Below are 23,221 nucleotides of genomic sequence, written 5' to 3' on the forward strand. Positions count from 1 at the left end.
TTCGGCGGAGCGTTTGCCGCCAGTCGACTTCGAATTCATGTTCGTTCCTTCGTCTCCGACGAGAACGAACACTCCTTAAATCACACCCTCATTTCTGTGCCATAGGCGCTGATCCCGGACAGTTCGCTAAGGGAGCCCCAGGCTAATCGCCGGAATGCAGACAGTGGTCGCAAAGCGGTGCTTCCGCGTTGCCACCTGTCGCGGGATCAAATCCGTTGCCGCAGTGTAGGCATTGAAGAAGCAGTCTAGACCCGTAGTCAGACGATCCGCGTCGGCGGCGCGCATGCTCCTTCTGGATTTCTTCTTCCGTGAATGCTGACTTTGACGTCATGGAGCCCTCATGTCGCTGCCCGGGTCTTTCAAAATATACACCACCATTCTGATGCACGCCACTGATGGGCCTGAGGCTATTCGGTGGTCAGGTGCGTACGCTTGCGAAGCGGCGGAAGGTCGTCTCATGGGAAAGGGCCTCGAAATAACACTGTCTCGGCGTAGCCTTCCATGCACGGGACAAAAGGAGCCGAACCAGCTGGTTTCCCACTGGCCTAAAACCTTGATAACTAAGATCATATCGCCCCTGACGATGCGTCCCACCCCGACAGTTTAAGCCAGTTTCGCGCGAGCGTCTGAGCCTCAGCGATTTGCTCTGTCGTCATCCGACGCGCCACCCGATCTTCTGTTCTTCGCTGACCCAACCCGAAGTTCTCCGGTGGGATGGTTTGCGGTGGCGAGATTGTACCACATGTGCGCTTGCACGTAGTCTTGCGGTAGGCGGCCCAATGCGCGCCTTCGCTCGAAGGCGCATGAGAACTCCTCCGGCAGCCGGCCCCGAAAGGCAAAGAATTAGGAGCCCCGCGTCAGCAAAGCCCAGTTCCCCTGAGGTTCCCCCGGGCCTAGAGCGACTGGAACATTTAAAGCTAAGTTCTTGATCTTTATGGTGCCCCCGGAGAGGATTGAACTCCCGACCTTCGGTTTACAAAACCGCTGCTCTACCGCTGAGCTACAAGGGCACGGGCGCCCGGTTAGCATATCTCGCGCGCCAGTAAAATCAAAAGTAGGGCATGGCGGAGACGCTCGATCGTCAGCGTCGTGAAATGGGCGCGAAGGCTTCCTACATCCAGATGGTGGCCGGTTGGGGTTTTGGGGGAGTGACGCAATGCTCAGATTTGTGGTGATTGCGCTGATCGTGATCGTGGCGTGGGTGCTGCTGATCAAACTGTTCCGTGACATCAAGGCATCGAAGGTGGATTGGAAGGGTTGGGCGATCATCGCCGGCTTCATTGTGCTCGCCTTCTACCTACGCCACGTCACCGGCATCGGCGAGTTTTGAGCCGAGAGGCGATCGCGCCCTCAATGCGGTCGCCCGACAGCTCCAAAAATCTCGAACCGGCTTCGAACCTTTTTCGAGACCCGAGCGACTGATGGTCATGAGGCGGATGGACGCCTCCCAACGGGACCATAGGAGATCACCATGTCGCTCAGGACCAAACTCGTTTCCAGCCTGCTTTCGCTGACTGTCGTGGCAGGCGCCATGGCCGGCACGGTCGGCCAGTCGGAGGCCAAGAAGCTCTCGAAGGGCGAAGTGGCCGCCATCGCCGGCATCGGCGGTTTCGTGCTTGGCCTCGGCATCGCCAATGCCGGCCACGGGCCGGAATACTACGACATTCACAGCAGCCCATGGGAAACCCATGTCGACCGCTGCTACGCCCGCTACCGTACCTACAACCACCGTACCGACACCTACATCGGCTACGACGGCTACGAGCATCGCTGTACGCTTTGAGAGGAGGTGATCCGCTTCAGCGCTTTCGGGACAGGGGCGTCGCAAGGCGCTCCTTTCTCGCCGACTGGCGGACCACCTTTTCACTCGACGTTCTTTCCGCTCTAATCGCTCGACATCGGGGAGCATCGGGTGATGGCGGACAAGCGTCCGGACGGCGACGACCGCGTGGAAATCCTGTTCAGGAACGGCACCATCACCGTCGTCGGTATCGTGGTGGCGTTTTCGCTCGTCTTCCTCACGCAGTGGGCGTCGAACCCTATCCCCTGGCAGCAAAGTCATCTCGTGGCGGTTGCGCCGATCATCATCGGCATCGCGCTGCAGATGAAGGCGCTGGCCGACCTCATGCGACAGGAATCGCTGCGCCGCTCCGTGCACGATCGCGCGGTGCGGTTCTTCATGATCGGGCTGGTGGTGACATTCGCCGGGGTAGGGGCCGCCATCGTGCTCGACGTGACGCAACTCGCCGACGGTTCGGCGCTCTAACAGCGCTGTTAGGGCAGCTTGCCGCCGATCGCCTTGGTCACTTCCTCGGCCGCTTCGCGCACCAGCGGGCCGATCGCGGCGGCGCGTTCGTGTGTCACGCGCACCGTCGGCCCGGAGACGGAGATGCCGGCCACCGGCTCGCCGAATTCGTTGAAGATCGCCGCCGCCACGCAGCGCATGCCGGCGTTGCGCTCCTCGTCGTCGATCGACCAGCCGCGCGCCCTGATGACGCCGAGATCCTGCGCCAGCGACATCGGGTCGGCGAGCGTCTTTTGCGTATAGGCTTCGAGGCCGGCCTTGCGAACGATGGCGTTGACACGCTCGGGAGACAGATGCGCCAGGATCGCCTTGCCGATGCCCGAGGCGTGGAAGGGGCTGCGTGTGCCCGGCCGGAAGAAGGCGCGGATCGCCTGGTGCGTCTCGACCTGGCTGACGAAAACCACGCAATCGTCCTCGGCGACGCCAAGATTGGCCGTCTCGCCGGTCGTTTCCATCAGCTCCTGCATGACCATGCGCGCGCGATCGACGAGTTTTCGGCGGCGCAGGAAGGCCGAGCCCATGCGGTAGGTCTCGACGCCGACCGACCAGAGCTGGCCGCCCCGGTCGAACTCGACCATGCCGTGCGAGGCGAGGGTGGTGAGCATGCGATATGCTGTGGAGGCGGCGATTCCGCTCCTGGCGGCAACCTCGCTGAGCGACAGGGCGTCGCCGTCGGCCACGATAGCGAGGATCTTCAGGCCCCGGTCGAGCGCCTGCACGGACGCGGCGTCGGCCGGAGCGTTGAAGGAGCGCGGCCGCCCGCGCTGGCGTTTTTCCGTAGCGTCCATGTTCATTTGTAGGCGTTTCGGCGGGAATTTGTCATCCGAAAATGAAATAGTTTTTTAGAAGTGATCGAGGTAGCCCGAACTGAAAAACGCAAAACCACGTAAAATCATAGACATATGAATTGTAGATCAGAAATGAAAAATTATTCTGGAAAAATTGAAAAATCGCAGAGGGCCTGTCATTCTCCAGCCATCAAAGCACATGGAGCAAGGTCATGGCCCGGATGCGCGCTGTCGACGCGGCGGTTCTCGTTCTCGAAAAGGAAGGCATCTCCTGCGCCTTCGGCGTGCCGGGCGCGGCGATCAATCCGTTCTACGCCGCGCTGAAGGCGCGCGGTTCGATCCGCCACATCCTGGCGCGGCATGTCGAGGCGGCCTCGCACATGGCCGAGGGTTTTACCCGCGCGGCGCCAGGCAATATCGGGCTCTGCATCGGTACGTCGGGTCCGGCCGGCACCGACATGATCACCGGGCTCTATTCGGCGGCGGCGGATTCGATCCCCATCCTCTGCATCACCGGACAGGCGCCGCGTGCCAGGCTGAACAAGGAGGACTTCCAGGCCGTCGACATCGCGGCGATCGCGGCACCTGTCGCCAAATGGGCCGTCACCGTCATGGAGCCTTATCTGGTGCCGATGGCGCTGCAGAAGGCATTTCACCTGATGCGATCTTCGCGCCCGGGGCCGGTGCTGATCGACCTGCCGGTCGACGTGCAGCTTGCCGAGATCGAGTTCGACATCGACGCCTATGAGCCGCTCGCCGCGTTCAAGCCGGCGATGACGCGCGGCCAGGCCGAGAAGGCGCTGGCGATGCTCAATGCGGCTGAAAAGCCGTTGATCGTTGCCGGCGGTGGCATCATAAACGCCGAAGCATCCGACCTGCTGATCGAGTTCGCCGAGATCACGGGCGTTCCCGTCATCCCGACGCTGATGGGCTGGGGCACGATCCCAGACGACCACCGTCTGATGGCCGGCATGTGCGGGCTGCAGACCTCGCACCGCTACGGCAACGCGACGATGCTGGAGGCCGATTTCGTCTTCGGCATCGGCAACCGCTGGGCGAACCGTCACACCGGCTCGGTCGAGACCTACACGAAGGGCAAGAAAATCGTTCATGTCGACATCGAGCCGACCCAGATCGGCCGCGTCTTCGCGCCGGATCTCGGTATCGTGTCCGATGCGGGTGCGGCGCTGAAGATGCTGCTCGACGTCGCCACGGAGTGGAAGACTGCGGGCAAGCTCGCTGACTGGTCCGGCTGGGCGAGGGAATGCCAGGCGCGCAAGAAGACGATGAAGCGCAAGACGCACTTCGACCAGGTGCCGCTGAAGCCGCAGCGCGTCTACGAGGAGATGAACAAGGCGTTCGGGCGCGACACGACCTATGTCACCACGATCGGGCTCAGCCAGATCGCCGGGGCGCAGTTCCTGCATGTCTACCGTCCCAGGAACTGGATCAATTGCGGCCAGGCGGGCCCGCTCGGCTGGACGCTGCCGGCGGCACTCGGCGTGCGCGCCGCGCGTCCCGACGCGACAATCGTGGCGCTGTCGGGCGACTACGACTTCCAGTTCATGATCGAGGAACTGGCGGTCGGCGCGCAGCACCGGCTGCCCTACATCCATGTCGTCGTGAACAACGCCTATCTCGGGCTGATCCGCCAGGCGCAGCGCGGCTTTGCGATGGATTTCGAGGTCAGCCTCGCCTTCGAGAACCAGAACCGGGCGAATGACCCCGAGGCCGGCTATGGCGTCGACCATGTCGCGGTTGCGGAGGCCATGGGCTGCAAGGCGGTGCGCGTCAGGCGGCCGGAGGAATTCGCGGCGGCTTTCAAGGAGGCGAAACGCCTGATGAAGCAGCACCGGGTTCCGGTCGTGCTGGAATTCATCCTCGAGCGCGTCACCAACATTTCCATGGGCACGGAGATAGACAATATCACCGAGTTCGAGGAACTTGCCGAGAACAACGAGGACGCGCCGACGGCGGTCGTCATGCTGGACTAGGGGATTGGAATGCCACGCTTTTCCGCAAATCTATCGATGCTCTTCACCGAGCACGATTTCCTCGACCGCTTCGATGCCGCGGCGCGCGCGGGCTTCAAGGCCGTCGAATATGTCGGGCCATACGACCACGCGCCCGAAGTGGTGGCGGCGCGGCTGAAGAAGAACGGCCTCGCCCAGGTGCTCTTCAACCTGCCTCCCGGCGACTGGGCGGCGGGCGAGCGCGGCATCGCCGTGCTGCCCGACCGAATCGACGAGTTCCGCAAAAGCGTCGACACCGCGATCACATATGCGAAGGCGCTCGGCTGTCCGCAGGTGAACTGCCTCGCCGGCATCGCGCCGGAGGGGGCGGCCTCCGCGGAACTGGAGGACCTTTTCGTCCACAACCTGACCTACGCGGCGAAACGGCTGGAGGAGGTGGGAATCCGGCTGCTGATCGAGGCGATCAACACGCGCGACATTCCCGGATTCTTCCTGAACACTTCAAGGCAGGCGCTCAAAATCATCGACCGCGTCGGCTCGAAAAACCTCTATTTTCAATACGATATCTACCACATGCAGATCATGGAGGGGGATCTCGCCCGGACCATCGAGGCAAATCTCGGCCGCATCGCGCATATCCAGCTTGCGGACAATCCCGGCCGCCACGAACCGGGGACAGGCGAGATCAACTATCCGTTCCTCTACGCGCACCTCGACCGTATTGGCTACGCCGGCTGGGTCGGGGCGGAATACAAGCCGAGGGACGGGACCGAGGCGGGGCTCGGGTGGTTCAAGCAGATGAAAAGCGCAGGCAGCGCCGCGGCGTAACACTCGGTACGCTTTAGGGAAAAAGATCATGGAAACCATAGGCTTCATCGGGCTCGGCATCATGGGCGCGCCGATGGCGGGGCATCTGCTGGATGCCGGCTACAGCGTCGTCACGAGCAGCCACCGCAAGCCGCCGCCGAAGGAACTGGTCGCGAGGGGCCTAAAGGCGGTCGACGGACATCATGCTGTGGCGCAAGACGCTGATATCATTATCACAATGGTGCCGGACACGCCGCAGGTTGAAGAGGTGCTGTTCGGGGAGAACGGGGTAGCGGCGGGCCTGTCGAAGGGCAAGCTGGTCATCGACATGAGCTCGATCTCGCCGATCGCGACCAAAGAATTCGCCAGGAAGATCAACGCGCTGGGCTGCGACTATCTCGATGCGCCGGTGTCGGGCGGCGAGGTCGGGGCGAAAGCGGCGTCGCTGACCATCATGGTCGGCGGCGAGGAGAAGGCGTTCGAGCGTGCGAAACCGGTGTTCGAGAAGATGGGCAAGAACATCACGCTGGTCGGCCCCAACGGCGTCGGCCAGACGACCAAGGTCGCGAACCAGATCGTCGTCGCGCTGACCATCGAGGCGGTGGCGGAAGCGCTTGTTTTTGCTTCGAAAGCTGGCGCGGATCCGGCCAAGGTGCGCCAGGCGCTGATGGGCGGGCTGGCAGCCTCGCGTATCCTGGAAGTGCATGGCGAGCGCATGATCAAGCGAACCTTCGCGCCGGGGTTCCGCATTGAGCTGCACCAGAAGGATCTGGCGCTTGCGCTGGACGGGGCGAAGGCGCTCGGCGTGTCGCTGCCCAATACCTCGACCACGCAGCAGCTTTTCAACTCATGCGCGGCGAACGGCGGCGCGAAGGACGATCATTCAGGGCTGGTCAAGGCGCTGGAGCGAATGGCGGGGCACGAGGTGGCGCGTGGATAGAATTGGTCCGACGATCCAGGCGTGACAGAAAATACCGGAGGCTTGTCAGCGGCTTGCGCGGATCAAAGCTGTTGCGGAGGCTGGATTCTGTTCACGCGGGCGCTAGCGGGCCCCGCCGAGCCAGGTTTTCGCCGCATATAGCGCCACCGCAGCCGCGTTCGACACATTGAGCGAGCGGATCGCGCCGGGCATGTCCAATCGGGCGAGCGTCGTGACGGTTTCGCGCGTTTTTTGGCGAAGGCCTTTCCCTTCGGCTCCGAGTACGAGGGCGATCTTTTCCCCGGCGAACGACTTTTCCATTTCGACCGGGCCGTCCGAGTCCAGTCCGATGGTCTGGAAACCGGCATCGTGAAGTTTGCCCAGCGCGTCGGCGAGGTTTTTCACCTCGATGAGGTCGATATGCTCCAGCGCGCCCGATGCGGACTTGGCAAGCACTCCCGATTCCTGCGGGCTGTGGCGCTGGGTGGTGATCAGCGCGGCGGCACCGAAGGCGACGGCCGAGCGCATGATCGCGCCGACATTGTGCGGGTCGGTCACCTGGTCGAGCACGACGACGAGCTTCGTGTCGCCAAGCGCATCGAGCGGTTTTGGCTGGAGCGGTCGCGCCTCGATGACGACGCCCTGATGCACGGCCTCGCTGCCGGTGATGCGGTCGATGTCCCTGGGCTCGACCAGTTCGGCGGTGAAGGGCAGGGCGGAGAGGTCCGCCAGGCCGAGCCGCTCGGCGGCGTTGCGGGTGACGAGCATTCGCGAAATCTTGCGACTGGGATTGTCGAGAGCGGCGCGCACCGTGTGGATACCGTAGAGCCTGACCAGCCCGTCGGGCGCGGCCTCGCCGGGCGCTACCGGCGGGCGGGGCCGGAAGGCAGGTGGGCCGGCCGGTTTCCCATCTGGCTTGCCGCCGCTCTTCTGGTCGCGAAAGGCGCGCCTGAGGTTGGCGTAGTGCGTGTCCTTGGGGGTCTTCGATTTCTTATCGTCGCTCATGGCCGGTTCTATATCCGCAACGCGTTGGAATGCCTATGGCGGCGCCGTGAAATCGGCTGGCGGAAATTCGGCTCCGCGCCCGGTTGTCGCGGTTGACAGCTTTGGGCCGTGCCGCCATAAGGCGCTTCGCGGAACGGCTGCCCTGGGGCGGCTGCTCTGTCGATGCCTCGTTGCATGGCTCCGGCGGCAGTACGGAGGAGTGCCCGAGTGGTTAAAGGGGACGGACTGTAAATCCGTTGGCTCAGCCTACGTTGGTTCAAATCCAACCTCCTCCACCACTGCCGCACCGGAAGCCAGCGCATCGCCTCGGAAGCAGTCGCTTTTGCGAGGCGGCTATGCCAAAACAGGCGGGCGCCAAAGGCAGCGCGGTTGCGGGTGTAGCTCAATGGTAGAGCAGCAGCCTTCCAAGCTGAATACGAGGGTTCGATTCCCTTCACCCGCTCCAATTGCTCGATCGCGCTCACGCTACCCGCGACCTTGTCCTCCTCCCATCGCATAGAATCGGCGATCTGACGCCCTGTCGGGGCCGGCCTTGCAGAGCCGCGTCGCCGCCGAGCATTTTTTAGTCAGGTCCGGCTTGTCATCCGGCCGCAATACGGCTAGTTCAAAAGAAACCCAAATATCTGGATTGTCGGATACATGGATAAGAAACTCGCCTTGAACGCACTGGCCGCTCTCGGTCAGGAGACCCGGCTGGACATATTCCGGCTGCTGGTCCGGGCTGGCGGCGAGGGCGTGCGGGCCGGCGAGATCGCGACGCGGCTGGGGGCGGTTCAGAATACCGTCTCCTCGCACCTGAAAGCGCTTGCGCAGGCAGGGCTCATCCGGCCCGAGCGGGACGGCAGGATCGTGCGCTATGTCGCCGACATGACCGGCTTCCGCGACCTGCTCGCCTATCTGATGGAAGACTGCTGCGACGGCGCGCCGGAGCTCTGCCGGCCGGTGATCGATGCCGTGACCTGCCGATGCTGACGAATTCGAACCCGGCCGCAACCGGGCCAAGGAGCAAAATGCGATGAGCGACCAAGTCTACAATGTCCTGTTCCTGTGCACGGGCAATTCGGCCCGTTCTATCCTTGCCGAGGCGATCCTCAACCGGGTGGGGCAGGGGCGTTTCCGGGCCTTCTCCGCCGGATCGCAGCCGAAGGGCGAGGTGCACCCCTATGCGCTCGAGCTGCTGAAGAGCCTCAACCACGACACGTCCTTCGCGCGCTCGAAGAGCTGGGAGGAATTCGCCGGCGCGGACGCGCCGGTCATGGATTTCGTCTTCACCGTCTGCGACAACGCGGCCAACGAAGCCTGTCCGGTGTGGCCGGGCCAGCCGATGACCGCGCATTGGGGCGTGCCGGACCCGGCGGCGGCGCAAGGCACGGAGGCCGAGAAGCATCTCGCCTTCGCCGATGCCTACAGGATGCTCAACAACCGCATTTCGATCTTCACCGCCCTTCCGCTGAAATCGCTGGACAGGCTGACGCTGCAGGGGCGTCTCCGAGAGATCGGCCGGGAACTGCCCAAGGCCGGCTGAAAGGGATTACACGTGTCTGATACCGTTCTCGACGCGGGGCCTAGCGCGCCTGCGAGCATCGGGTTTTTCGAGAAATACCTGACGGTCTGGGTGGCGCTCTGCATCGTCGCGGGCATCGCGCTCGGCTACCTGCTGCCGGGCTTCGTCGGTCTCGTCGCCAAGGCGGAGGTCGCGCGGGTGAACCTTCCCGTGGCCGTCCTCATCTGGCTGATGATCATCCCCATGCTGCTCAAGGTCGACTTTGCCTCGATGGCGAAGGTCGGCACCTACTGGCGCGGCATCGGCGTGACGCTGTTCATAAACTGGGCGATCAAGCCGTTCTCCATGGCGCTGCTCGGTTGGCTGTTCATCGGCTGGCTGTTCCGGCCGTATCTGCCGGCGGACCAGATCGACTCCTACATCGCCGGACTGATCATCCTCGCCGCAGCGCCGTGCACGGCGATGGTCTTCGTGTGGTCGGCGCTGACCAAGGGCGAGCCGAACTTCACGCTGTCGCAGGTGGCATTGAACGACGCGATCATGGTCGTGGCCTTCGCACCCATCGTCGGCCTGCTGCTCGGATTGTCGGCCATTACCGTGCCCTGGGACACGCTGGTGCTGTCGGTGGCGCTCTACATCGTGCTTCCTGTCGTCGTGGCCCAGGCGGTGCGCGCCGGCGTGCTGGCGAAGGGTGGGCAGGCCGCGCTCGATCGGCTGCTCGCGACGCTGCAGCCGCTGTCGCTGGTCGCGCTGCTGGCGACGCTCGTGCTGCTCTTCGCCTTCCAGGGCGAACAGATCATCGCCCAACCAGCCGTCATCGCGTTGCTCGCGGTGCCGATCCTGTTCCAGGTCTACCTGAATTCGGGACTGGCCTACCTGCTGAACCGCGTCTCCGGCGAGCGCCATTGCGTGGCCGGTCCGTCCGCCCTGATCGGCGCCTCGAACTTCTTCGAACTCGCGGTGGCCGCCGCGATCGCGCTGTTCGGCCTCCAGTCCGGCGCGGCGCTGGCGACCGTGGTAGGGGTTCTCGTCGAGGTCCCCGTCATGCTGTCGGTGGTATGGATCGTGAACCGTTCCAAGGGGTGGTACGAGAGCGGCCCCGCCGTGAGGCGAACCTCCTTGAATGAAAGGCCCCGATGACCATCACCATCTACCACAACCCCGACTGCGGCACCTCGCGCAACACGCTCGCCATGATCCGCCAGTCGGGCGAGCAGCCGCGGGTGATCGAGTATCTGAAGACGCCGCCGTCGCGCGAGCGGCTGGTCGAGCTGATTGCCGCCATGGGCATCACGCCGCGCAAATTGCTGCGCGAGAAGGGCACGCCCTATGCCGAACTCGGCCTCGGCGATCCGAAATGGACCGACGAGGAACTGATCGGCTTCATGATGGCGCATCCGATCCTCATCAACCGGCCGATCGTGGTGACGCCGCTGGGCGTGAAGCTCTGCCGCCCTTCCGAGACTGTTCTCGACATCCTGCCCAGTCCCGACATCGGCCCGTTCACCAAGGACGACGGCGAGGTGGTGATCGCCGCGGACGGGAACCGCATACGGTAGCGGCTGTCCGTTATCGAAGAGGCAGCCGTGCTTTGACCCATTGGCGCCGGGCGGTCGAGGATGTCTGGCCATCTCTCGGAAATGAGAGCGGCCTCGTGATGCTGTCGACGATGTCGACTTGCTTCAAGCTATGCTCCTGGCGATCCCAAAAACCTGATTGGACGGAAGCATATCAGAACAAAACATCGGATTCCGCCGCTAAAGTCGCTGGCATTCACTTTGGCAAGATTTGCAGTTGAGACATGTCCGTTGGACCGGTGTCGGCAACATTGATCGTCACCCTGCTTTGGGCCGTAAGTAACCGAAACATACTTCCTGAATAGCCGATAACCTGTCATTCTTGGATGTGGCGGTACCGAGGACAAGTTCCTGCATGGTTCGTGCAAGTGTACAAAGCTGTCAGGGCTTCATCCGGATATAAAGCCGCTTTTGCCTTACTTGAGAGGGCACAGGCTGCCGGCCCGTTTCGGGCAGCCGGGAGGAATGCTTATGAGTATGATCAGGAATGCGTGGCTGGCGGCGCCGGTCACACTGGCAATTCTGTCCGCGTCGAACTTGCCGTCGGTGGCGCAGGATACCCCAAAGCCCAACATCGTCGTCATCATGGGTGACGACATCGGCATCTGGAACATCGGCGCCTACCATCGCGGCATGATGGCGGGGCGCACACCCAACCTCGACAAGATCGCCGCCGAGGGCATGCTGTTCACCGACTATTATGCCGAAGCGAGTTGCACGGCTGGCCGTGCGGCCTTCGTTACCGGCGAACTGCCGATCCGAACCGGCATGACCACGGTCGGCCAGGCCGGCGCGACGATCGGTTTGCCCGCAGAAGCGATGACCGTTGCGACTGCGCTCAAGGATTTGGGATACGCCACCGGCCAGTTCGGCAAGAACCACCTTGGCGACCGCAACGAGTTCTTGCCAACCGTCCATGGCTTCGACGAGTTTTTCGGCTACCTCTATCACCTCGACGCGATGGAGGATCCAGCGCACCCTGCATATCCGCAGGAACTGCTGGACAGGGTTGGCCCACGCAACATGGTCCACAGTTGGGCGACCGAAACCGACGACGCGACCGTCGACCCGCGCTGGGGCAAGGTCGGCAAGCAGAAGATCGAAGACGCCGGCACGCTCTATCCTGAGCGAATGGAGACAGTAGACGACGAAATCCAGGACCTCGCCTTCAAGTTCCTGGACAAGGCAAAGGCGGACAACAAGCCGTTCTTCCTCTGGCTCAACCCGACGCGCATGCACATCGTGACCCACTTGTCGGAGAAGTATGAGGGGCTGCGCAACTCGCAGAATGGCTGGACGATCCACGAAGCAGGTATGGCCCAGCTTGACGACATCGTCGGCGCCACCATGCAGAAGCTCAAGGAACTCGGCGTCGATGACAACACCATCGTCCTGTTCACCACCGACAACGGCACGGAGACGTTCACCTGGCCGGACGGCGGCAACACGCCGTTCAAGGGCCAAAAGGGCACGACCTATGAAGGCGGCTTCCGCGGCCCGGCAATGATCCGCTGGCCCGGAAAGGTTCCCGCCGGCGTGGTCGAGAACGGCATCGTTTCAGGCATCGACTGGCTGCCGACATTCGTTGCGGCGGCGGGCAATCCGAACATTTCCGACGAGCTTCTGAAAGGAAAGCAGATCGGCGACCGTACCTACAAAAATCATCTCGACGGGTACAACCAGATGGACATGATCACCGGCAAGGGACCCTCGGCCCGCCATGAGATCTTCTACTTCGGCGAAAGCTCCCTCGGTGCAGTGCGCATCGACGATTTCAAGTATCGCTTCCTCGAGCAGCCGGACGGCTGGATTGGCGGTAAGGTTCAGCTCGATGTGCCGACGCTGATCAATCTGCGCCTCGACCCGTTCGAGCGGCTGACCTGGCCGAAGAGCGGCACGCTGGATGGGGCGCAGGAGTATTTCAGCTGGTTCCAATACGAGTTCTGGCGCTTCGTATTCGTGCAGCAGGAAGTAGGGAAACTCGTCCAGACCGCCCTCGAGTATCCGCCGATGCAGAAGGGCGCGAGCTTCAACCTCGAAGCTGTGAAGGCGCAGATCGAGGCAGCTTCAAAGCACACGGGACAGTAGACCTGTCCTCAACCCATGGGTGGCCCGAAAGGGCCGCCCGCCGGGTCGCCTTGCCACGGTGATGCCGGCTGTGGGCAGGGCCGCGACGGTATCGGGCGTACGGACCAAGCGGAATCTGCTTACTGGCTGTATGGCAATTTCTTGCGCCCAACCGATTCGTCAACGTATGCTCAGTTGGGAAACAGGTCGGCAGGGTCGGGCCTAAACTTAGTCCGGCCGATAACCGGCAAGGCTACGGACGCGGCCCTGAGGAACGCAGCGCGGGGGATGGAATGGCGACGAACGTAGCGATGCATCCAGCGGCGCCGGCCCATTTGCCGGGGTTCATCACCGCTCCCGGCGAAACCGACCCGCTCTTCGTCGGCTCGGTTATCTTTTTGATCATACTGGTTATGGGGTTGGGCAGCTTGTATTTCTGGCTGCACTCGATCCCCGAGCGGCTGGCTCACGGGACGGGGAAGATTCAGTTCCAGCTGGTCGGCGTGCTGGCCTTGCTGGCGCTGTTCACCCACAACAATCTGTTCTGGGTGTTCGCGCTGATGCTCGCCTTGATCCCGATACCCGACTTCTGGACGCCGCTGGCCTCGATGGCCGATTCGCTTGCCAGTATGGTGAGGCCGCGCCGTCCGCCTCCGGATGACGCGGTCGATCCAGCCTTACAGCCGATGCTGCCGCTCGAACACGGCACCATGCACGAGGCTCCTCACGGCGAAGCCACGGCGGCGGAAGGGCACAAGCCATGATCGAAGTGCTGCTCTGTTCCGTCGTCACGATCCTGCCCGACTTCCTCTACCGCCGCTTCGTGCAGGGCAAGCGGCTCGGCCGCGAGATCACGCTCTATTCGATCTGGTACGAGTTGCGCTACGGCATCACCGCGTGCCTTGGCCTCACCATCGTGCTGCTGACGCTCATCCTCTACTTCCATCCATCGACGACAAGCGCGATCTCCTTCTTCCGCACCGTTCCGATCCTGCCGGAGGGTTCGGGACGCGTGGAGGAGGTCTATGTCGAGGTGCAGCACGAGGTGAAGGCCGGCGATCCGATCTTCAAGCTCGACAGTTCCAGGCAGGAGGCGGCGCTGCTGACCGCGCAAAAACGCGTCGTAGAAACGGAGGCAGCGTTCGAAGTGGCGAAGACTGACCTCGCCGGCGCCGACGCCAAGATTCAGGAGGCGGAAAGCGCCTACCAGCAGGCGGTCGACGAACTCGCGACCAAGACTGAACTGCAAAAACGCAACGCGGGGACAGTTTCGGAGCGCGAACTCGAAAGGCTGCAGAACGTCGTCAACGGCCGGCAGGCTTCGGTTGCGGCTGCCATTGCGAGCAAGCAGTCGGTGCAGGCGCAGATAACGTCGTTGCTGCCGGCGCAGAAGGCGAGCGCGGAGGCCACACTCGCCGAGGCGCAGGTCGAGCTGGACAAGACGGTGGTGCGCGCCGGCGTGGACGGACTGCTCGAGCAGTTCACGCTGCGCAAGGGCGACATCGTCAACCCGATCATGCGCTCGGCGGGCGTGCTGATCCCGACCGAGGCCGGCCGGGGTGGCCTGGTGGCGGGCTTCAGCCAGCTGGAAGCCCAGGTGATGAAAACAGGAATGATTGGCGAGGTCACCTGCATATCGAAGCCGCTGACCATCATTCCGATGGTGGTGACCTCGGTGCAGGACCTGATCGCGGCCGGCCAGGTGCAGGCGTCGGACAGGCTGATCGATGCCCAGCAGGTGGTGAAGCCCGGCACCATCACAGTCTACATGGAGCCGCTTTTTGCGGGCGGCTTCGACGGCGTGCCGCCGGGCAGCAGCTGCATCGCCAATGCCTATACGAACAACCACGACCGGCTGGACGACCCGAACATCGGAACCGGGCAGTGGCTTTTCCTGCACGTCATCGACACGGTCGGCGTCGTGCACGCGATCATCCTGAGGATCCAGGCGCTGCTGCTGCCAGTGCAGACGCTCGTCCTGTCGGGCGGGCATTGAGGACCCGATCAACCTGGACCGATACGACCGTTGTCCCGCCGATCGATTGGCCGGCGCTGCGGACTTTGATCTCGGTCAACGAAGGCGACACGCTGTTGTGCTCTAATTTGGTCGTTGCCCGTAGCGCTTAACGCGCGGTCGAGGTCTGCAATCAGATGCGTTGAGACCGCCTCGAAGTGGTGCATGGCAACGACACCCGGCCAGGTCGGATCGGTTGCCGGGTGGCAACGTCAAAAGGAGACGTGTCATGGTTGAGACCGCCACGAAAATGCCCGTCAAAACCGAGAAGGCGGCGTCGCCCGCAGGATTGGAAGACTGGTCACCGCTCGCGAGCCTGCGCCGAGAGGTGGATCGCCTGTTCGACAACTTCCACCCTTTCGGCTCACGCGCGCCCGCAACCCGCTCGATTTTCGATCTCGAATTCCCGGGGCTGGCCCGTGGCGGGTGGGCGGTGTCGCCGGCGATGGACCTCGTCGAGAAGGATCGCGAGTACGAAATCACCGCCGAATTGCCCGGCATTGACGAGAAAAACGTCGAGATCAAGCTTTCCAACCACATGCTGACGATCAGGGGCGAGAAGGAGGACAAGACGGAGGAGAAACGGAAGGATTACTATCTGTCGGAACGCCGCTACGGCTCCTTCCAGCGTTCGTTCCAACTGCCTGAAGGCGTTGACGCCGACAAGATCGAGGCGAACTTCGCAAAGGGTGTACTCACGGTGAAGCTGCCCAAGACGGCGGCGGCGCAAAACGCCGAGAAGAAGATCGCCGTGAAGGCGGTATAAGGATGCGCTTTCCCGCCTGCGCCGAATGCAGCCGCAGGCGGGCTGTCGCCTGGAAGTACGACTGCGCTACCGCAGCCTGATCCACGCAGGCGCGTGGTCGCTGGCGCCATCGCGGCCGCGCACATCGCGGTCGACGCCGGCCTCGGCGAGACGCTCGGCGGCGGGCGGCGAAAGCAGTAAATGATCGAGCCTCAACCCCGCGTCGCGCGGCCAGCGCATCCGCTTGTAATCCCAGAACGTGTAGATGCGCTCGCCGGGATATTTTGAGCGAAGCGCGTCGGTCCAATAGCGCCCGACGAGCTTCCTGAAGGCGGCACGGCTTTCGGGCTGTATCAGCGCGTTGTCGTCGTAGGACGCCGTCGAATAGATATCGAGCTCGGTCGGCGCGACGTTGTAGTCGCCGGCAATCACGACCGGCGCGCCGGTCTTTCGCAGTTCGGTTGCGTGTCTGTGGAGCCGCGCGTGCCAGGCGAGCTTGTAGTCGAATTTCGGACCGGGCTGGGGATTGCCGTTCGGTGCGTAGATGGAGGCGATGAGCACGCTGTTGACGGCGGCCTCGATGTAGCGCGCCTGGGTGTCGGAAGGATCGCCGGGCAGGGCGGTGCGGGTGAGGATCGGTTCGACGCCGCGCGCGAGGATGGCGACGCCGTTCCAGGTGCGCTGGCCTTGCCAGACGGCGCGGTAGCCGGCGCGGGCGAGTTCCTTGACGGGAAAGCTCTTCTGATCGGCCTTGAGTTCCTGCAGGCAGGCGACATCAGGCTTTCGCTCGCCGAGCCATTCGATCAGGTTCGGCAGCCGGCGGTTGACGCCGTTGATGTTGAAGGTGGCGATGATCACGGCTGAAGTTTAGCGCGGCGATCGATGCTGCCAAGGTGGGCGGCCTGAGCGGAATAGGCGCGGGCCGCCACTATACCGAGCACGAGGATCCCCGCGAGAAGGCCTGTGGCGAGGTGGTCGGCCGGTCCCCAGCCGACGAGAAGGGCCGCGGCGACGACGACGGCGACTTCCTTGCCGGAGAAGCCGGTGCGGCCGAGAAAGAGCAGCGGGAGGGCCAGCATGACGAAATCGTAGATGAAGGCGTAGGGCGAGGCGAGGATGGTGGCGGCGGCGAGCCCCGCGGCCTTGAGGTCGAAGGCGGCGGCGGAGCGCCACAACCAGGCGACGCCGGCGGCGAGCAAGAGGACGAATGCACCATGCGCCAGCCAGGCAGCTTCGGAGCCGAAGCCGAGGGCGCGGAGATAGCCGTAGAGGCTCTGCAGCTTGGAGAAATCGGCGCCGCCGGCGGTCAGGATGGCGTCGTTGATGCGGGAAGCCGAATCGAGGAAGGCGGTCCAGGAAGCCGCGCCGAGCATCACGGTGGAGGCCGCGGCCAACGCCAGCGCCGAGACGGCCGCCCAGATGACGACCTTCCACCGACCGCCTGCGACCAGCGCGATGGGAATGAGCAAGCCGAACTGAGGTTTTACGGTGAGCAGGCCGAAGAGGACGCCGGCCAGCGCCGGCCGCCGGTCGATGAGCGCGATGCCCGCGCCGAGCAGTGCCGCGGTGAGAAAGCCGGTCTGGCCGACGACGGTGTTCCAGAGCACGGCCGGCCAGGCGAGCGCCACCAGCGTGGCGTTCCAGCCCCCGGCGATCAGCCGCACGGCGAAGAGATAGAGCGTCATGCCGAACGCGGTCCACAGAAGCATCGCGGCGGGGTAGGGCAGAAGCGCCAGTGTCGGCGTGACGAGCAGGAAGGTCGGCGGATACTGGAAGGTGAAGCGGCCCTTGATGTCGATTCCGGCGGCCGTGGCAACGGTCTTGTGAACCACCCAGTCGTAGGCATCGACCGCATGGCCCTGCAGCACCAGCTTGCCGGCCGCCCAGAAGGAGACGAAGTCGACCCCGATCGGCCGGCCATCCGCGCCGATCAGCCAGATGCCCATGACAAACGTCGCGATGAGCAGCGCGGCATAGGCGACGACCAGGCCGAAGAGCACGAGATGGACGAGCCGCCGGCGCGGGCTTTGGTCGACCGTTCTTGTCTGCATGATGCGCCGGTTCCCACTCGTCCAGCGCCGATATTGCCCGGCCGTGCTTAAGAGTCCGTGACGGCGGGGCAGCCTTTGCGCCGGCCGGCGCAGTGCCTACATGCGGCCCATAAATCTCACCCGCAGTGATTTGCACCGGCAACGGTGCGGAACGAGGCACGGGGTCAATGACCGGAGTCAATGACCCGGCCGACACACCGGGCAGAAGCCCCTTGTGTTTTTTGACCTTTGTCGCTAATCGCCCCGCATTCGAAATCCAGTCTGTCTTGCTGCCTTTAGGAAAGATCAAATGGCAAAAGGTAAATTCGAGCGCACGAAGCCTCATGTGAATGTTGGCACGATCGGTCACGTTGACCATGGCAAGACGTCGCTGACGGCGGCGATCACGAAGTTTTTCGGCGAGTACCGGTCCTACGATTCGATCGATGCGGCGCCTGAGGAGAAGGCGCGCGGCATCACGATCTCGACGGCGCATGTCGAATACGAGACGGCCAACCGCCACTATGCGCATGTCGACTGCCCCGGCCACGCCGACTATGTGAAGAACATGATCACGGGCGCCGCGCAGATGGACGGCGCGATCCTGGTGGTTTCGGCTGCCGACGGCCCGATGCCGCAGACGCGCGAGCACATTCTTCTGGCCCGCCAGGTCGGCGTTCCCGCGCTGGTGGTGTTTTTGAACAAGGTCGACCTCGTCGACGACGCCGAGCTGCTCGAACTGGTCGAGCTCGAGGTTCGCGAGCTGCTGTCGAAATACGAATATCCGGGCGACGACATCCCGATGATCAAGGGTTCGGCGGTGGTCGCGCTCAATGACGGCGACAAGGAGATCGGCGAGAACGCGATCCGCAAGCTGATGGAAGCGGTCGACAGCTACATCCCGACGCCGGAGCGTCCGATCGACAAGCCGTTCCTGCTGCCGATTGAGGACGTGTTCTCGATCTCGGGCCGCGGCACGGTTGTCACGGGCCGCGTCGAGCGCGGCATCGTCAAGGTCGGCGAGGAGCTCGAGATCGTGGGCATCCGCCCGACGACGAAGACGACCTGCACGGGCGTCGAGATGTTCCGCAAGCTGCTGGACCAGGGCCAGGCCGGCGACAACATCGGCGCGCTGCTGCGCGGCGTCGACCGCGAGGGCGTGGAACGCGGCCAGGTTCTGGCCAAGCCGGGTTCGGTGAAGCCGCACAAGAAGTTCGTGGCCGAGGCCTACATCCTGACCAAGGAGGAGGGTGGCCGCCACACGCCGTTCTTCACCAACTACCGTCCGCAGTTCTACTTCCGCACGACTGATGTGACGGGCATCGTGACGCTGCCGGAAGGCACCGAGATGGTGATGCCGGGCGACAACGTGACAGTCGACGTCGAGCTGATCGTGCCGATCGCCATGGAGGAGAAGCTGCGCTTCGCCATCCGCGAAGGCGGCCGCACCGTCGGCGCCGGCATCGTTGCCAGCATCAAAGAGTAACTCGGCGTCAGCCGGTTGCGTATAAGGGCGGCTTCGGCCGCCCTTTTTGTTGGGGCGGCGCAAAGGCCTTGAAACGGCCAAGGCTTTGTGAAATGAACGCGTCCGCGTTAGGGGTATAGCTCAGTTGGTAGAGCGGCGGTCTCCAAAACCGCAGGTCGCAGGTTCGAGCCCTGCTGCCCCTGCCATCTTCTCAACCTGACGAAACGCCATTCGCCGAGCAGATCGCGGCGACGGCCCATCGTGTCTCGCTCTCGAAGGTCATCGAGCGCGCAAAAGCCTGTCCATTGGCAGCGATGGTCTTCGCTTCGGCATCGTGCGAGCGCGCCCATTCGATCTTCTCGACGAGGTCGCTCATGTCGGCCTTGACAGGCACGAAATGCTCCCAGGGACGTATGCGGTCGTAGTACCACTGACGGTAGCCGTGCTGGCTGTCGACCTTGATGACGCAGCAGCCGAGATGCATCCTGACCAGGAAATTGCTCCATGTGTTGGTATGGCCGTCTATGTCGAGGGCGAACTTGTCGTTGATCCAGTTCTCCTCAGGGATAAAATCGCTCTCCAGACCGGCCTCCCTCAATATCAGGCGCACGCCCTCTGGGATCAAACTCCCGGCGAAGCCTATATCGCATCCCGGATGTCCCTTCAGGATCAGTGCCATTCGTATGCGCGGCAGAACCTGGCTGTCCTCCTTGCTTCCGGGCCCGATCGGGTCGATGCGATAGTCCCCCGACGCGCCGCCCCGCCACCGCAGGATTGGAGATCGCGCGTCCCAGGCGACCGGCTTGTCTTCGGCCTGCTTGCGGAAGGCAATGAAGCCACGCGTATTGAAGAAATAATTGTCGGGCAGGGGGATGACGTCCGGATGCCTAGCCGCCATGGCGAATGGCGCGGCCGATTGAAAATTCCCGTCCGATATGTTCGCGAAGACCGAGCGCACCGCCCGAGGACAGGAGGCGAGGAAATGCAGGAAATTGGCTGTGCGATGGAGATTCGAGAGGTTGGCGGGGTCCGCGCCGAGGAAATCGATCCTGTAACCCAGCCAATTGCGGCTGATCAGGCAGTCGTATATGTGAGGAGACGAGCGGGAAAAGGCGATCCGCGGTCGCGGCAGCGCGATTCCCAGAGACCTGCCGGTACGATCAATCTCGTAAATGATCGCATCTTTTACGTGGGAAAGCTGCGGATAGGCATCCTGTCTCAAGCGTCCTCCCGACCACCCGTTTGCCGCCCGAACGGGTATTGGCACCGAATGCACGGTACGGGAAGGTATCCTCCCGCCGTTTTCACGATGGGGCCTTGTTAATTTTTCCACGAGGATATATATCGGCCAGAGATACCTACGGCGCGCTGAGGGGGAAACCATCTTTGCGCGCCTTAATTGCTTGCCTGAACGTATCGTGATTCGCGGTTGAGTTCGGCGCGGCAGGGCGTTTCCGGGTACGGAATCGAAAACTCTTCGGATTAACCGAAGGCGGCAGGATAAGCGGCACATGGCGTCAAAGACTACGAATCCCTTCACCTTCCTGCAGCAGGTAAGGGCGGAAGGGGGGAAGGTGACTTGGCCGACCCGGCGCGAGACCATGATCTCGACGGCGATGGTTCTCGTTTTCGCGGTGATCGCGATGCTTTTCTTCTTTGCTGCTGATCAGATCATGGCCTTTGTGGTGGAACTCATCCTGGGAATCGGTCGCTGACCGGCGGACGATCGGCACCGGACGTTTTTGGAGAATTCTTGGGATGACTGCGCGGTGGTACATCGTCCACGCCTATTCGAACTTCGAAAAGAAGGTCGCGGAGGATATTGAGAACAAGGCCAAGCAGAAGGGCCTGCGTGACCGGATCGAGCAGATCGTCGTCCCGACCGAGAAGGTGGTGGAAGTCCGCCGCGGCAAGAAGGTGGACGCGGAACGCAAGTTCTTCCCCGGCTATGTGCTGATGAAGGCCGACCTGAACGACGCCGTGATCAGCCTGGTCAAGAACACGCCGCGCGTCACCGGCTTCCTCGGCGAGGACAAGCATTCGGCCAAGCCGATGCACATCACCGAGAAGGAGGCCGAGCGTATCCTGCACCAGGTGCAGGAGGGCGTCGAGCGGCCGAAGCCATCGGTGACCTTCGAGATCGGCGAGCAGGTTCGCGTCTCGGACGGCCCGTTCGCCTCGTTCAACGGCACCGTGCAGGATGTCGACGAGGAGCGCGCGCGGCTCAAGGTGGAAGTTTCGATCTTCGGACGCGCCGTGCCCGTCGATCTGGAATTCGGTCAGGTCGAGAAGAACTGACCAGGGCATTGGACCGAAAAGTGCATCGCGGTTTTCGGATGATTCCAATGTCAAGAAAGTTCCGCCGCCGGGCGACCGGCATGGCGGGCGGCCGTGAAAGGTTCACGGCCTGAACGGGTGGGAGGCGACGGCGGCTTTTATAGCCGGCCGCCGGAACCGGACCACCAGACTGCAACCGCCGGACAAGGGTCCGGCATGAAACAGAGGCAGAGAGAATGGCTAAGAAAATAGCGGGCCAGCTCAAGCTCCAGGTTCCGGCAGGATCGGCGACGCCGTCGCCTCCGATCGGTCCGGCGCTCGGTCAGCGCGGCATCAACATCATGGAATTCTGCAAGGCGTTCAACGCCCAGACGCAGGAAATGGAAAAGGGTTCGCCCATTCCGGTGGTCATCACCTATTACCAGGACAAGTCGTTCACCTTCGCGATGAAGACGCCGCCGGTGAGCTATTTCCTGAAGAAGGCCGCCAACCTGAAGTCGGGCTCGAAGGAGCCGGGCAAGGTCAAGGCGGGCCAGATCAGCCGCGACAAGGTGCGCGAGATCGCGACCACGAAGATGAAGGATCTGAACGCAAACGACGTCGAGGCGGCCATGCGCATGGTCGAGGGCTCCGCCCGCTCGATGGGCCTGGAAGTGGTGGGCTGAGACGATGGCAAAGATTGCAAAGCGAGTAGTCAAGTCCCGCGAGGGCATCGACCGCAACAAGGCCTATCCGCTCGGCGAGGCGCTGAAGCTCCTCAAGGACCGTGCGACGGCCAAGTTCGACGAGACCGTTGAAGTCGCCATGAATCTCGGCGTCGACCCGCGCCATGCCGACCAGATGGTCCGCGGCGTGGTCAACCTGCCGAACGGCACCGGCCGCTCGGTGCGCGTCGCCGTGTTCGCCAAGGGCGCCAAGGCCGATGAGGCCAGGGCAGCCGGAGCCGACATCGTCGGCGCGGAGGATCTGGTCGAGATCGTGCAGAAGGGCACGATCGATTTCGACCGCTGCATCGCCACGCCGGACATGATGCCGCTGGTCGGCCGTCTCGGCAAGGTGCTCGGGCCCCGCGGCATGATGCCGAACCCGAAGGTCGGCACCGTCACCACCGATGTCGCCGGCGCCGTGAAGGCGTCCAAGGGCGGCGCGGTGGAGTTCCGTGTCGAGAAGGCCGGCATCGTGCATGCCGGCGTCGGCAAGGCTTCGTTCGACGTCAAGGCGCTGGAAGAGAATGTCCGCGCCTTCACCGACGCCGTGACCAAGGCCAAGCCCGCGGGCGCCAAGGGCAACTACATCAAGAAGGTGTCTGTCACCTCGACGATGGGTCCCGGCCTGAAGCTCGACATAGCGAGCCTGACGGCCTGATGCGTTGAATTAGGATTAGCCGCTAAGAGGCTGATCCAGAAAGAATTCCTGGCCATGAAAGTGGCTCGGATGCCAGAGACAGAGATGTTTTTGGCTATCCTGTCCGAGATTGCAGGCGGCCCGAAGCTTTTGAAGCCACGGCCTTAATCGCATGGCCTGCATGAGACGGGTACGGACCCGACAACGGAGCTTCGGCTCCAATGAAAGGTTTGAACCGTGTTTGCCTTTTGTCTGCGCATCGGTCCGCTAAAAATCGGGGCGATGTGGCGAAAGGGGGCAGGATCCTCGAGCGTCGTTCGGGTGATCCAGAGATGGAAAGCCCGGCCGGCAAAAGGCAACCGGCCGCGACCCCCGCGAATGGGGAAAGCGGTCAACTGGAG

The 23,221-nt window shown here is 63.0% G+C and carries 24 protein-coding genes and 4 tRNA genes; 22 read left to right on the forward strand and 6 right to left on the reverse strand.

All coding sequences use genetic code 11. The annotated features are described in order from the left end of the window. Positions 1-935: 935 nt before the first annotated feature. Positions 936-1,010: transfer RNA gene (locus ABLE71_RS24015), tRNA-Thr, on the reverse strand. A gap of 146 nt (positions 1,011-1,156) precedes the next feature. Between ABLE71_RS24015 and ABLE71_RS24020 the strand changes: the two genes are divergently transcribed. The 3 genes from ABLE71_RS24020 to ABLE71_RS24030 all read left to right on the forward strand — a co-directional run bounded on the left by ABLE71_RS24020 (position 1,157) and on the right by ABLE71_RS24030 (position 2,266). Further along, positions 1,157-1,330: a hypothetical protein gene (locus ABLE71_RS24020; protein WP_348786016.1), complete on the forward strand. Its 174-nt coding sequence runs from the start codon at positions 1,157-1,159 to the stop codon at positions 1,328-1,330. Positions 1,331-1,471: 141 nt separating this feature from the next. Beyond that, on the forward strand, positions 1,472-1,783 hold the full coding sequence (locus tag ABLE71_RS24025) for a BA14K family protein (RefSeq protein WP_348786017.1): 312 nt from the start codon (positions 1,472-1,474) through the stop codon (positions 1,781-1,783). Between the two features lie 132 nt (positions 1,784-1,915). Next, the gene (locus tag ABLE71_RS24030) at positions 1,916-2,266 is read left to right on the forward strand and encodes a hypothetical protein (RefSeq protein ID WP_348786018.1); all 351 of its coding nucleotides are present in this window, start codon (positions 1,916-1,918) and stop codon (positions 2,264-2,266) included. A gap of 8 nt (positions 2,267-2,274) precedes the next feature. On the opposite strand, the gene bhcR is transcribed toward ABLE71_RS24030, so the two are convergent. Then, positions 2,275-3,093 (reverse strand): HTH-type transcriptional regulator BhcR, encoded by an 819-nt coding sequence (bhcR, locus tag ABLE71_RS24035; RefSeq protein WP_348786180.1) that lies wholly within the window; start codon positions 3,091-3,093, stop codon positions 2,275-2,277. A gap of 212 nt (positions 3,094-3,305) precedes the next feature. Between bhcR and gcl the strand changes: the two genes are divergently transcribed. Genes gcl through ABLE71_RS24050 form a run of 3 tightly spaced genes read left to right on the forward strand, consistent with a single transcriptional unit; the run spans position 3,306 to position 6,813 of the window. Continuing rightward, positions 3,306-5,087 (forward strand): glyoxylate carboligase, encoded by a 1,782-nt coding sequence (gene gcl / locus ABLE71_RS24040; protein ID WP_348786019.1) that lies wholly within the window; start codon positions 3,306-3,308, stop codon positions 5,085-5,087. A 9-nt stretch (positions 5,088-5,096) separates the two neighbouring features. Further along, positions 5,097-5,894, forward strand: coding sequence for a hydroxypyruvate isomerase (hyi, locus tag ABLE71_RS24045; RefSeq protein ID WP_348786020.1), 798 nt, complete (start codon positions 5,097-5,099; stop codon positions 5,892-5,894). A gap of 28 nt (positions 5,895-5,922) precedes the next feature. Further along, complete coding sequence (locus ABLE71_RS24050) at positions 5,923-6,813, forward strand: 2-hydroxy-3-oxopropionate reductase (RefSeq protein ID WP_348786021.1); 891 nt, start codon at positions 5,923-5,925, stop codon at positions 6,811-6,813. Between the two features lie 102 nt (positions 6,814-6,915). Here ABLE71_RS24050 and ABLE71_RS24055 read toward each other — a convergent pair whose 3' ends face one another. Next, positions 6,916-7,797, reverse strand: a complete 882-nt coding sequence (locus ABLE71_RS24055) for an RNA methyltransferase (RefSeq protein ID WP_348786022.1) — start codon at positions 7,795-7,797, stop codon at positions 6,916-6,918. 193 nt (positions 7,798-7,990) lie between these two features. Between ABLE71_RS24055 and ABLE71_RS24060 the strand changes: the two genes are divergently transcribed. The 10 genes from ABLE71_RS24060 (at position 7,991) to ABLE71_RS24105 (ending at position 15,725) form a co-directional block, all read left to right on the forward strand. After that, positions 7,991-8,075: transfer RNA gene (locus ABLE71_RS24060), tRNA-Tyr, on the forward strand. A gap of 93 nt (positions 8,076-8,168) precedes the next feature. Next, a tRNA-Gly gene (locus tag ABLE71_RS24065) sits at positions 8,169-8,242 on the forward strand. A 194-nt stretch (positions 8,243-8,436) separates the two neighbouring features. After that, entirely contained in the window at positions 8,437-8,769 is a 333-nt protein-coding gene (locus ABLE71_RS24070) for a metalloregulator ArsR/SmtB family transcription factor (RefSeq protein ID WP_348786023.1), read from the forward strand. A 43-nt stretch (positions 8,770-8,812) separates the two neighbouring features. After that, positions 8,813-9,322: an arsenate reductase ArsC gene (locus ABLE71_RS24075; protein WP_348786024.1), complete on the forward strand. Its 510-nt coding sequence runs from the start codon at positions 8,813-8,815 to the stop codon at positions 9,320-9,322. A 57-nt stretch (positions 9,323-9,379) separates the two neighbouring features. After that, positions 9,380-10,441 (forward strand): ACR3 family arsenite efflux transporter, encoded by a 1,062-nt coding sequence (gene arsB, locus ABLE71_RS24080; protein WP_348786181.1) that lies wholly within the window; start codon positions 9,380-9,382, stop codon positions 10,439-10,441. Continuing rightward, on the forward strand, positions 10,438-10,860 hold the full coding sequence (arsC, locus tag ABLE71_RS24085) for an arsenate reductase (glutaredoxin) (protein WP_348786025.1): 423 nt from the start codon (positions 10,438-10,440) through the stop codon (positions 10,858-10,860). The genes arsB and arsC overlap by 4 nt, the downstream gene beginning before the upstream one ends. 489 nt (positions 10,861-11,349) lie before the next feature. Next, positions 11,350-12,966 (forward strand): arylsulfatase, encoded by a 1,617-nt coding sequence (locus ABLE71_RS24090; RefSeq protein WP_348786026.1) that lies wholly within the window; start codon positions 11,350-11,352, stop codon positions 12,964-12,966. A gap of 272 nt (positions 12,967-13,238) precedes the next feature. Beyond that, entirely contained in the window at positions 13,239-13,709 is a 471-nt protein-coding gene (locus ABLE71_RS24095) for a hypothetical protein (protein WP_348786027.1), read from the forward strand. Next, positions 13,706-14,941 carry a biotin/lipoyl-binding protein gene (locus ABLE71_RS24100; protein ID WP_348786028.1) on the forward strand — a complete coding sequence of 412 codons (1,236 nt, stop codon included), beginning with the start codon at positions 13,706-13,708 and terminating at the stop codon, positions 14,939-14,941. Before ABLE71_RS24095 ends, ABLE71_RS24100 begins: the two co-directional genes overlap by 4 nt. A 247-nt stretch (positions 14,942-15,188) precedes the next feature. After that, the gene (locus ABLE71_RS24105) at positions 15,189-15,725 is read left to right on the forward strand and encodes an Hsp20/alpha crystallin family protein (RefSeq protein ID WP_348786029.1); all 537 of its coding nucleotides are present in this window, start codon (positions 15,189-15,191) and stop codon (positions 15,723-15,725) included. A 66-nt stretch (positions 15,726-15,791) separates the two neighbouring features. Here the strand turns inward: ABLE71_RS24105 and xth are convergent, their stop codons facing one another. Both xth and ABLE71_RS24115 read right to left on the reverse strand, forming a co-directional pair. Continuing rightward, on the reverse strand, positions 15,792-16,562 hold the full coding sequence (gene xth, locus ABLE71_RS24110; RefSeq protein ID WP_348786030.1) for an exodeoxyribonuclease III: 771 nt from the start codon (positions 16,560-16,562) through the stop codon (positions 15,792-15,794). Beyond that, positions 16,559-17,755, reverse strand: a complete 1,197-nt coding sequence (locus ABLE71_RS24115) for a glycosyltransferase family 87 protein (RefSeq protein ID WP_348786031.1) — start codon at positions 17,753-17,755, stop codon at positions 16,559-16,561. The genes xth and ABLE71_RS24115 overlap by 4 nt, the downstream gene beginning before the upstream one ends. A gap of 289 nt (positions 17,756-18,044) precedes the next feature. Between ABLE71_RS24115 and tuf the strand changes: the two genes are divergently transcribed. Next, a complete protein-coding gene (gene tuf, locus ABLE71_RS24120; RefSeq protein WP_348786032.1) occupies positions 18,045-19,220 on the forward strand; it encodes an elongation factor Tu in 1,176 nt (391 codons plus the stop codon). 109 nt (positions 19,221-19,329) lie between these two features. After that, a tRNA-Trp gene (locus tag ABLE71_RS24125) sits at positions 19,330-19,405 on the forward strand. 5 nt (positions 19,406-19,410) lie between these two features. On the opposite strand, the gene ABLE71_RS24130 is transcribed toward ABLE71_RS24125, so the two are convergent. Beyond that, a complete protein-coding gene (locus tag ABLE71_RS24130; RefSeq protein WP_348786033.1) occupies positions 19,411-20,421 on the reverse strand; it encodes a glycosyl transferase family 90 in 1,011 nt (336 codons plus the stop codon). A 289-nt stretch (positions 20,422-20,710) separates the two neighbouring features. On the opposite strand from ABLE71_RS24130, the gene secE reads away from it, so the two are divergent. The 4 genes from secE to rplA all read left to right on the forward strand — a co-directional run bounded on the left by secE (position 20,711) and on the right by rplA (position 22,841). Continuing rightward, complete coding sequence (gene secE / locus ABLE71_RS24135; protein WP_348786034.1) at positions 20,711-20,914, forward strand: preprotein translocase subunit SecE; 204 nt, start codon at positions 20,711-20,713, stop codon at positions 20,912-20,914. A 43-nt stretch (positions 20,915-20,957) separates the two neighbouring features. After that, positions 20,958-21,497, forward strand: coding sequence for a transcription termination/antitermination protein NusG (nusG, locus tag ABLE71_RS24140; protein WP_348786035.1), 540 nt, complete (start codon positions 20,958-20,960; stop codon positions 21,495-21,497). 215 nt (positions 21,498-21,712) lie between these two features. Continuing rightward, positions 21,713-22,141, forward strand: coding sequence for a 50S ribosomal protein L11 (gene rplK, locus ABLE71_RS24145; protein ID WP_348786036.1), 429 nt, complete (start codon positions 21,713-21,715; stop codon positions 22,139-22,141). A gap of 4 nt (positions 22,142-22,145) precedes the next feature. Continuing rightward, complete coding sequence (gene rplA / locus ABLE71_RS24150) at positions 22,146-22,841, forward strand: 50S ribosomal protein L1 (RefSeq protein ID WP_348786037.1); 696 nt, start codon at positions 22,146-22,148, stop codon at positions 22,839-22,841. Positions 22,842-23,221 lie beyond the last annotated feature (380 nt).

Origin of the sequence: Mesorhizobium sp. KR9-304, from assembly GCF_040049215.1 — a bacterium.
In the GTDB taxonomy this organism is placed as follows: Bacteria; Pseudomonadota; Alphaproteobacteria; order Rhizobiales; family Rhizobiaceae; genus Mesorhizobium_K.

What these genes read in the sequence shown, in the direction of transcription:
- ABLE71_RS24090 (WP_348786026.1), top strand. Translation starts at nt 11,350, where the DNA reads ATGAGTATGATCAGGAATGCGTGGCTGGCGGCGCCGGTCACACTGGCA.
- ABLE71_RS24030 (WP_348786018.1), top strand. Translation starts at nt 1,916, where the DNA reads ATGGCGGACAAGCGTCCGGACGGCGACGACCGCGTGGAAATCCTGTTC.
- hyi (WP_348786020.1), top strand. Translation starts at nt 5,097, where the DNA reads ATGCCACGCTTTTCCGCAAATCTATCGATGCTCTTCACCGAGCACGAT.
- ABLE71_RS24105 (WP_348786029.1), top strand. Translation starts at nt 15,189, where the DNA reads ATGGTTGAGACCGCCACGAAAATGCCCGTCAAAACCGAGAAGGCGGCG.
- ABLE71_RS24070 (WP_348786023.1), top strand. Translation starts at nt 8,437, where the DNA reads ATGGATAAGAAACTCGCCTTGAACGCACTGGCCGCTCTCGGTCAGGAG.
- bhcR (WP_348786180.1), bottom strand. Translation starts at nt 3,093, where the DNA reads ATGGACGCTACGGAAAAACGCCAGCGCGGGCGGCCGCGCTCCTTCAAC.
- secE (WP_348786034.1), top strand. Translation starts at nt 20,711, where the DNA reads ATGGCGTCAAAGACTACGAATCCCTTCACCTTCCTGCAGCAGGTAAGG.
- ABLE71_RS24055 (WP_348786022.1), bottom strand. Translation starts at nt 7,797, where the DNA reads ATGAGCGACGATAAGAAATCGAAGACCCCCAAGGACACGCACTACGCC.
- ABLE71_RS24075 (WP_348786024.1), top strand. Translation starts at nt 8,813, where the DNA reads ATGAGCGACCAAGTCTACAATGTCCTGTTCCTGTGCACGGGCAATTCG.
- arsC (WP_348786025.1), top strand. Translation starts at nt 10,438, where the DNA reads ATGACCATCACCATCTACCACAACCCCGACTGCGGCACCTCGCGCAAC.
- ABLE71_RS24115 (WP_348786031.1), bottom strand. Translation starts at nt 17,755, where the DNA reads ATGCAGACAAGAACGGTCGACCAAAGCCCGCGCCGGCGGCTCGTCCAT.
- nusG (WP_348786035.1), top strand. Translation starts at nt 20,958, where the DNA reads ATGACTGCGCGGTGGTACATCGTCCACGCCTATTCGAACTTCGAAAAG.
- ABLE71_RS24020 (WP_348786016.1), top strand. Translation starts at nt 1,157, where the DNA reads ATGCTCAGATTTGTGGTGATTGCGCTGATCGTGATCGTGGCGTGGGTG.
- ABLE71_RS24095 (WP_348786027.1), top strand. Translation starts at nt 13,239, where the DNA reads ATGGCGACGAACGTAGCGATGCATCCAGCGGCGCCGGCCCATTTGCCG.
- rplA (WP_348786037.1), top strand. Translation starts at nt 22,146, where the DNA reads ATGGCAAAGATTGCAAAGCGAGTAGTCAAGTCCCGCGAGGGCATCGAC.
- tuf (WP_348786032.1), top strand. Translation starts at nt 18,045, where the DNA reads ATGGCAAAAGGTAAATTCGAGCGCACGAAGCCTCATGTGAATGTTGGC.
- rplK (WP_348786036.1), top strand. Translation starts at nt 21,713, where the DNA reads ATGGCTAAGAAAATAGCGGGCCAGCTCAAGCTCCAGGTTCCGGCAGGA.
- gcl (WP_348786019.1), top strand. Translation starts at nt 3,306, where the DNA reads ATGGCCCGGATGCGCGCTGTCGACGCGGCGGTTCTCGTTCTCGAAAAG.
- ABLE71_RS24050 (WP_348786021.1), top strand. Translation starts at nt 5,923, where the DNA reads ATGGAAACCATAGGCTTCATCGGGCTCGGCATCATGGGCGCGCCGATG.
- ABLE71_RS24100 (WP_348786028.1), top strand. Translation starts at nt 13,706, where the DNA reads ATGATCGAAGTGCTGCTCTGTTCCGTCGTCACGATCCTGCCCGACTTC.
- ABLE71_RS24025 (WP_348786017.1), top strand. Translation starts at nt 1,472, where the DNA reads ATGTCGCTCAGGACCAAACTCGTTTCCAGCCTGCTTTCGCTGACTGTC.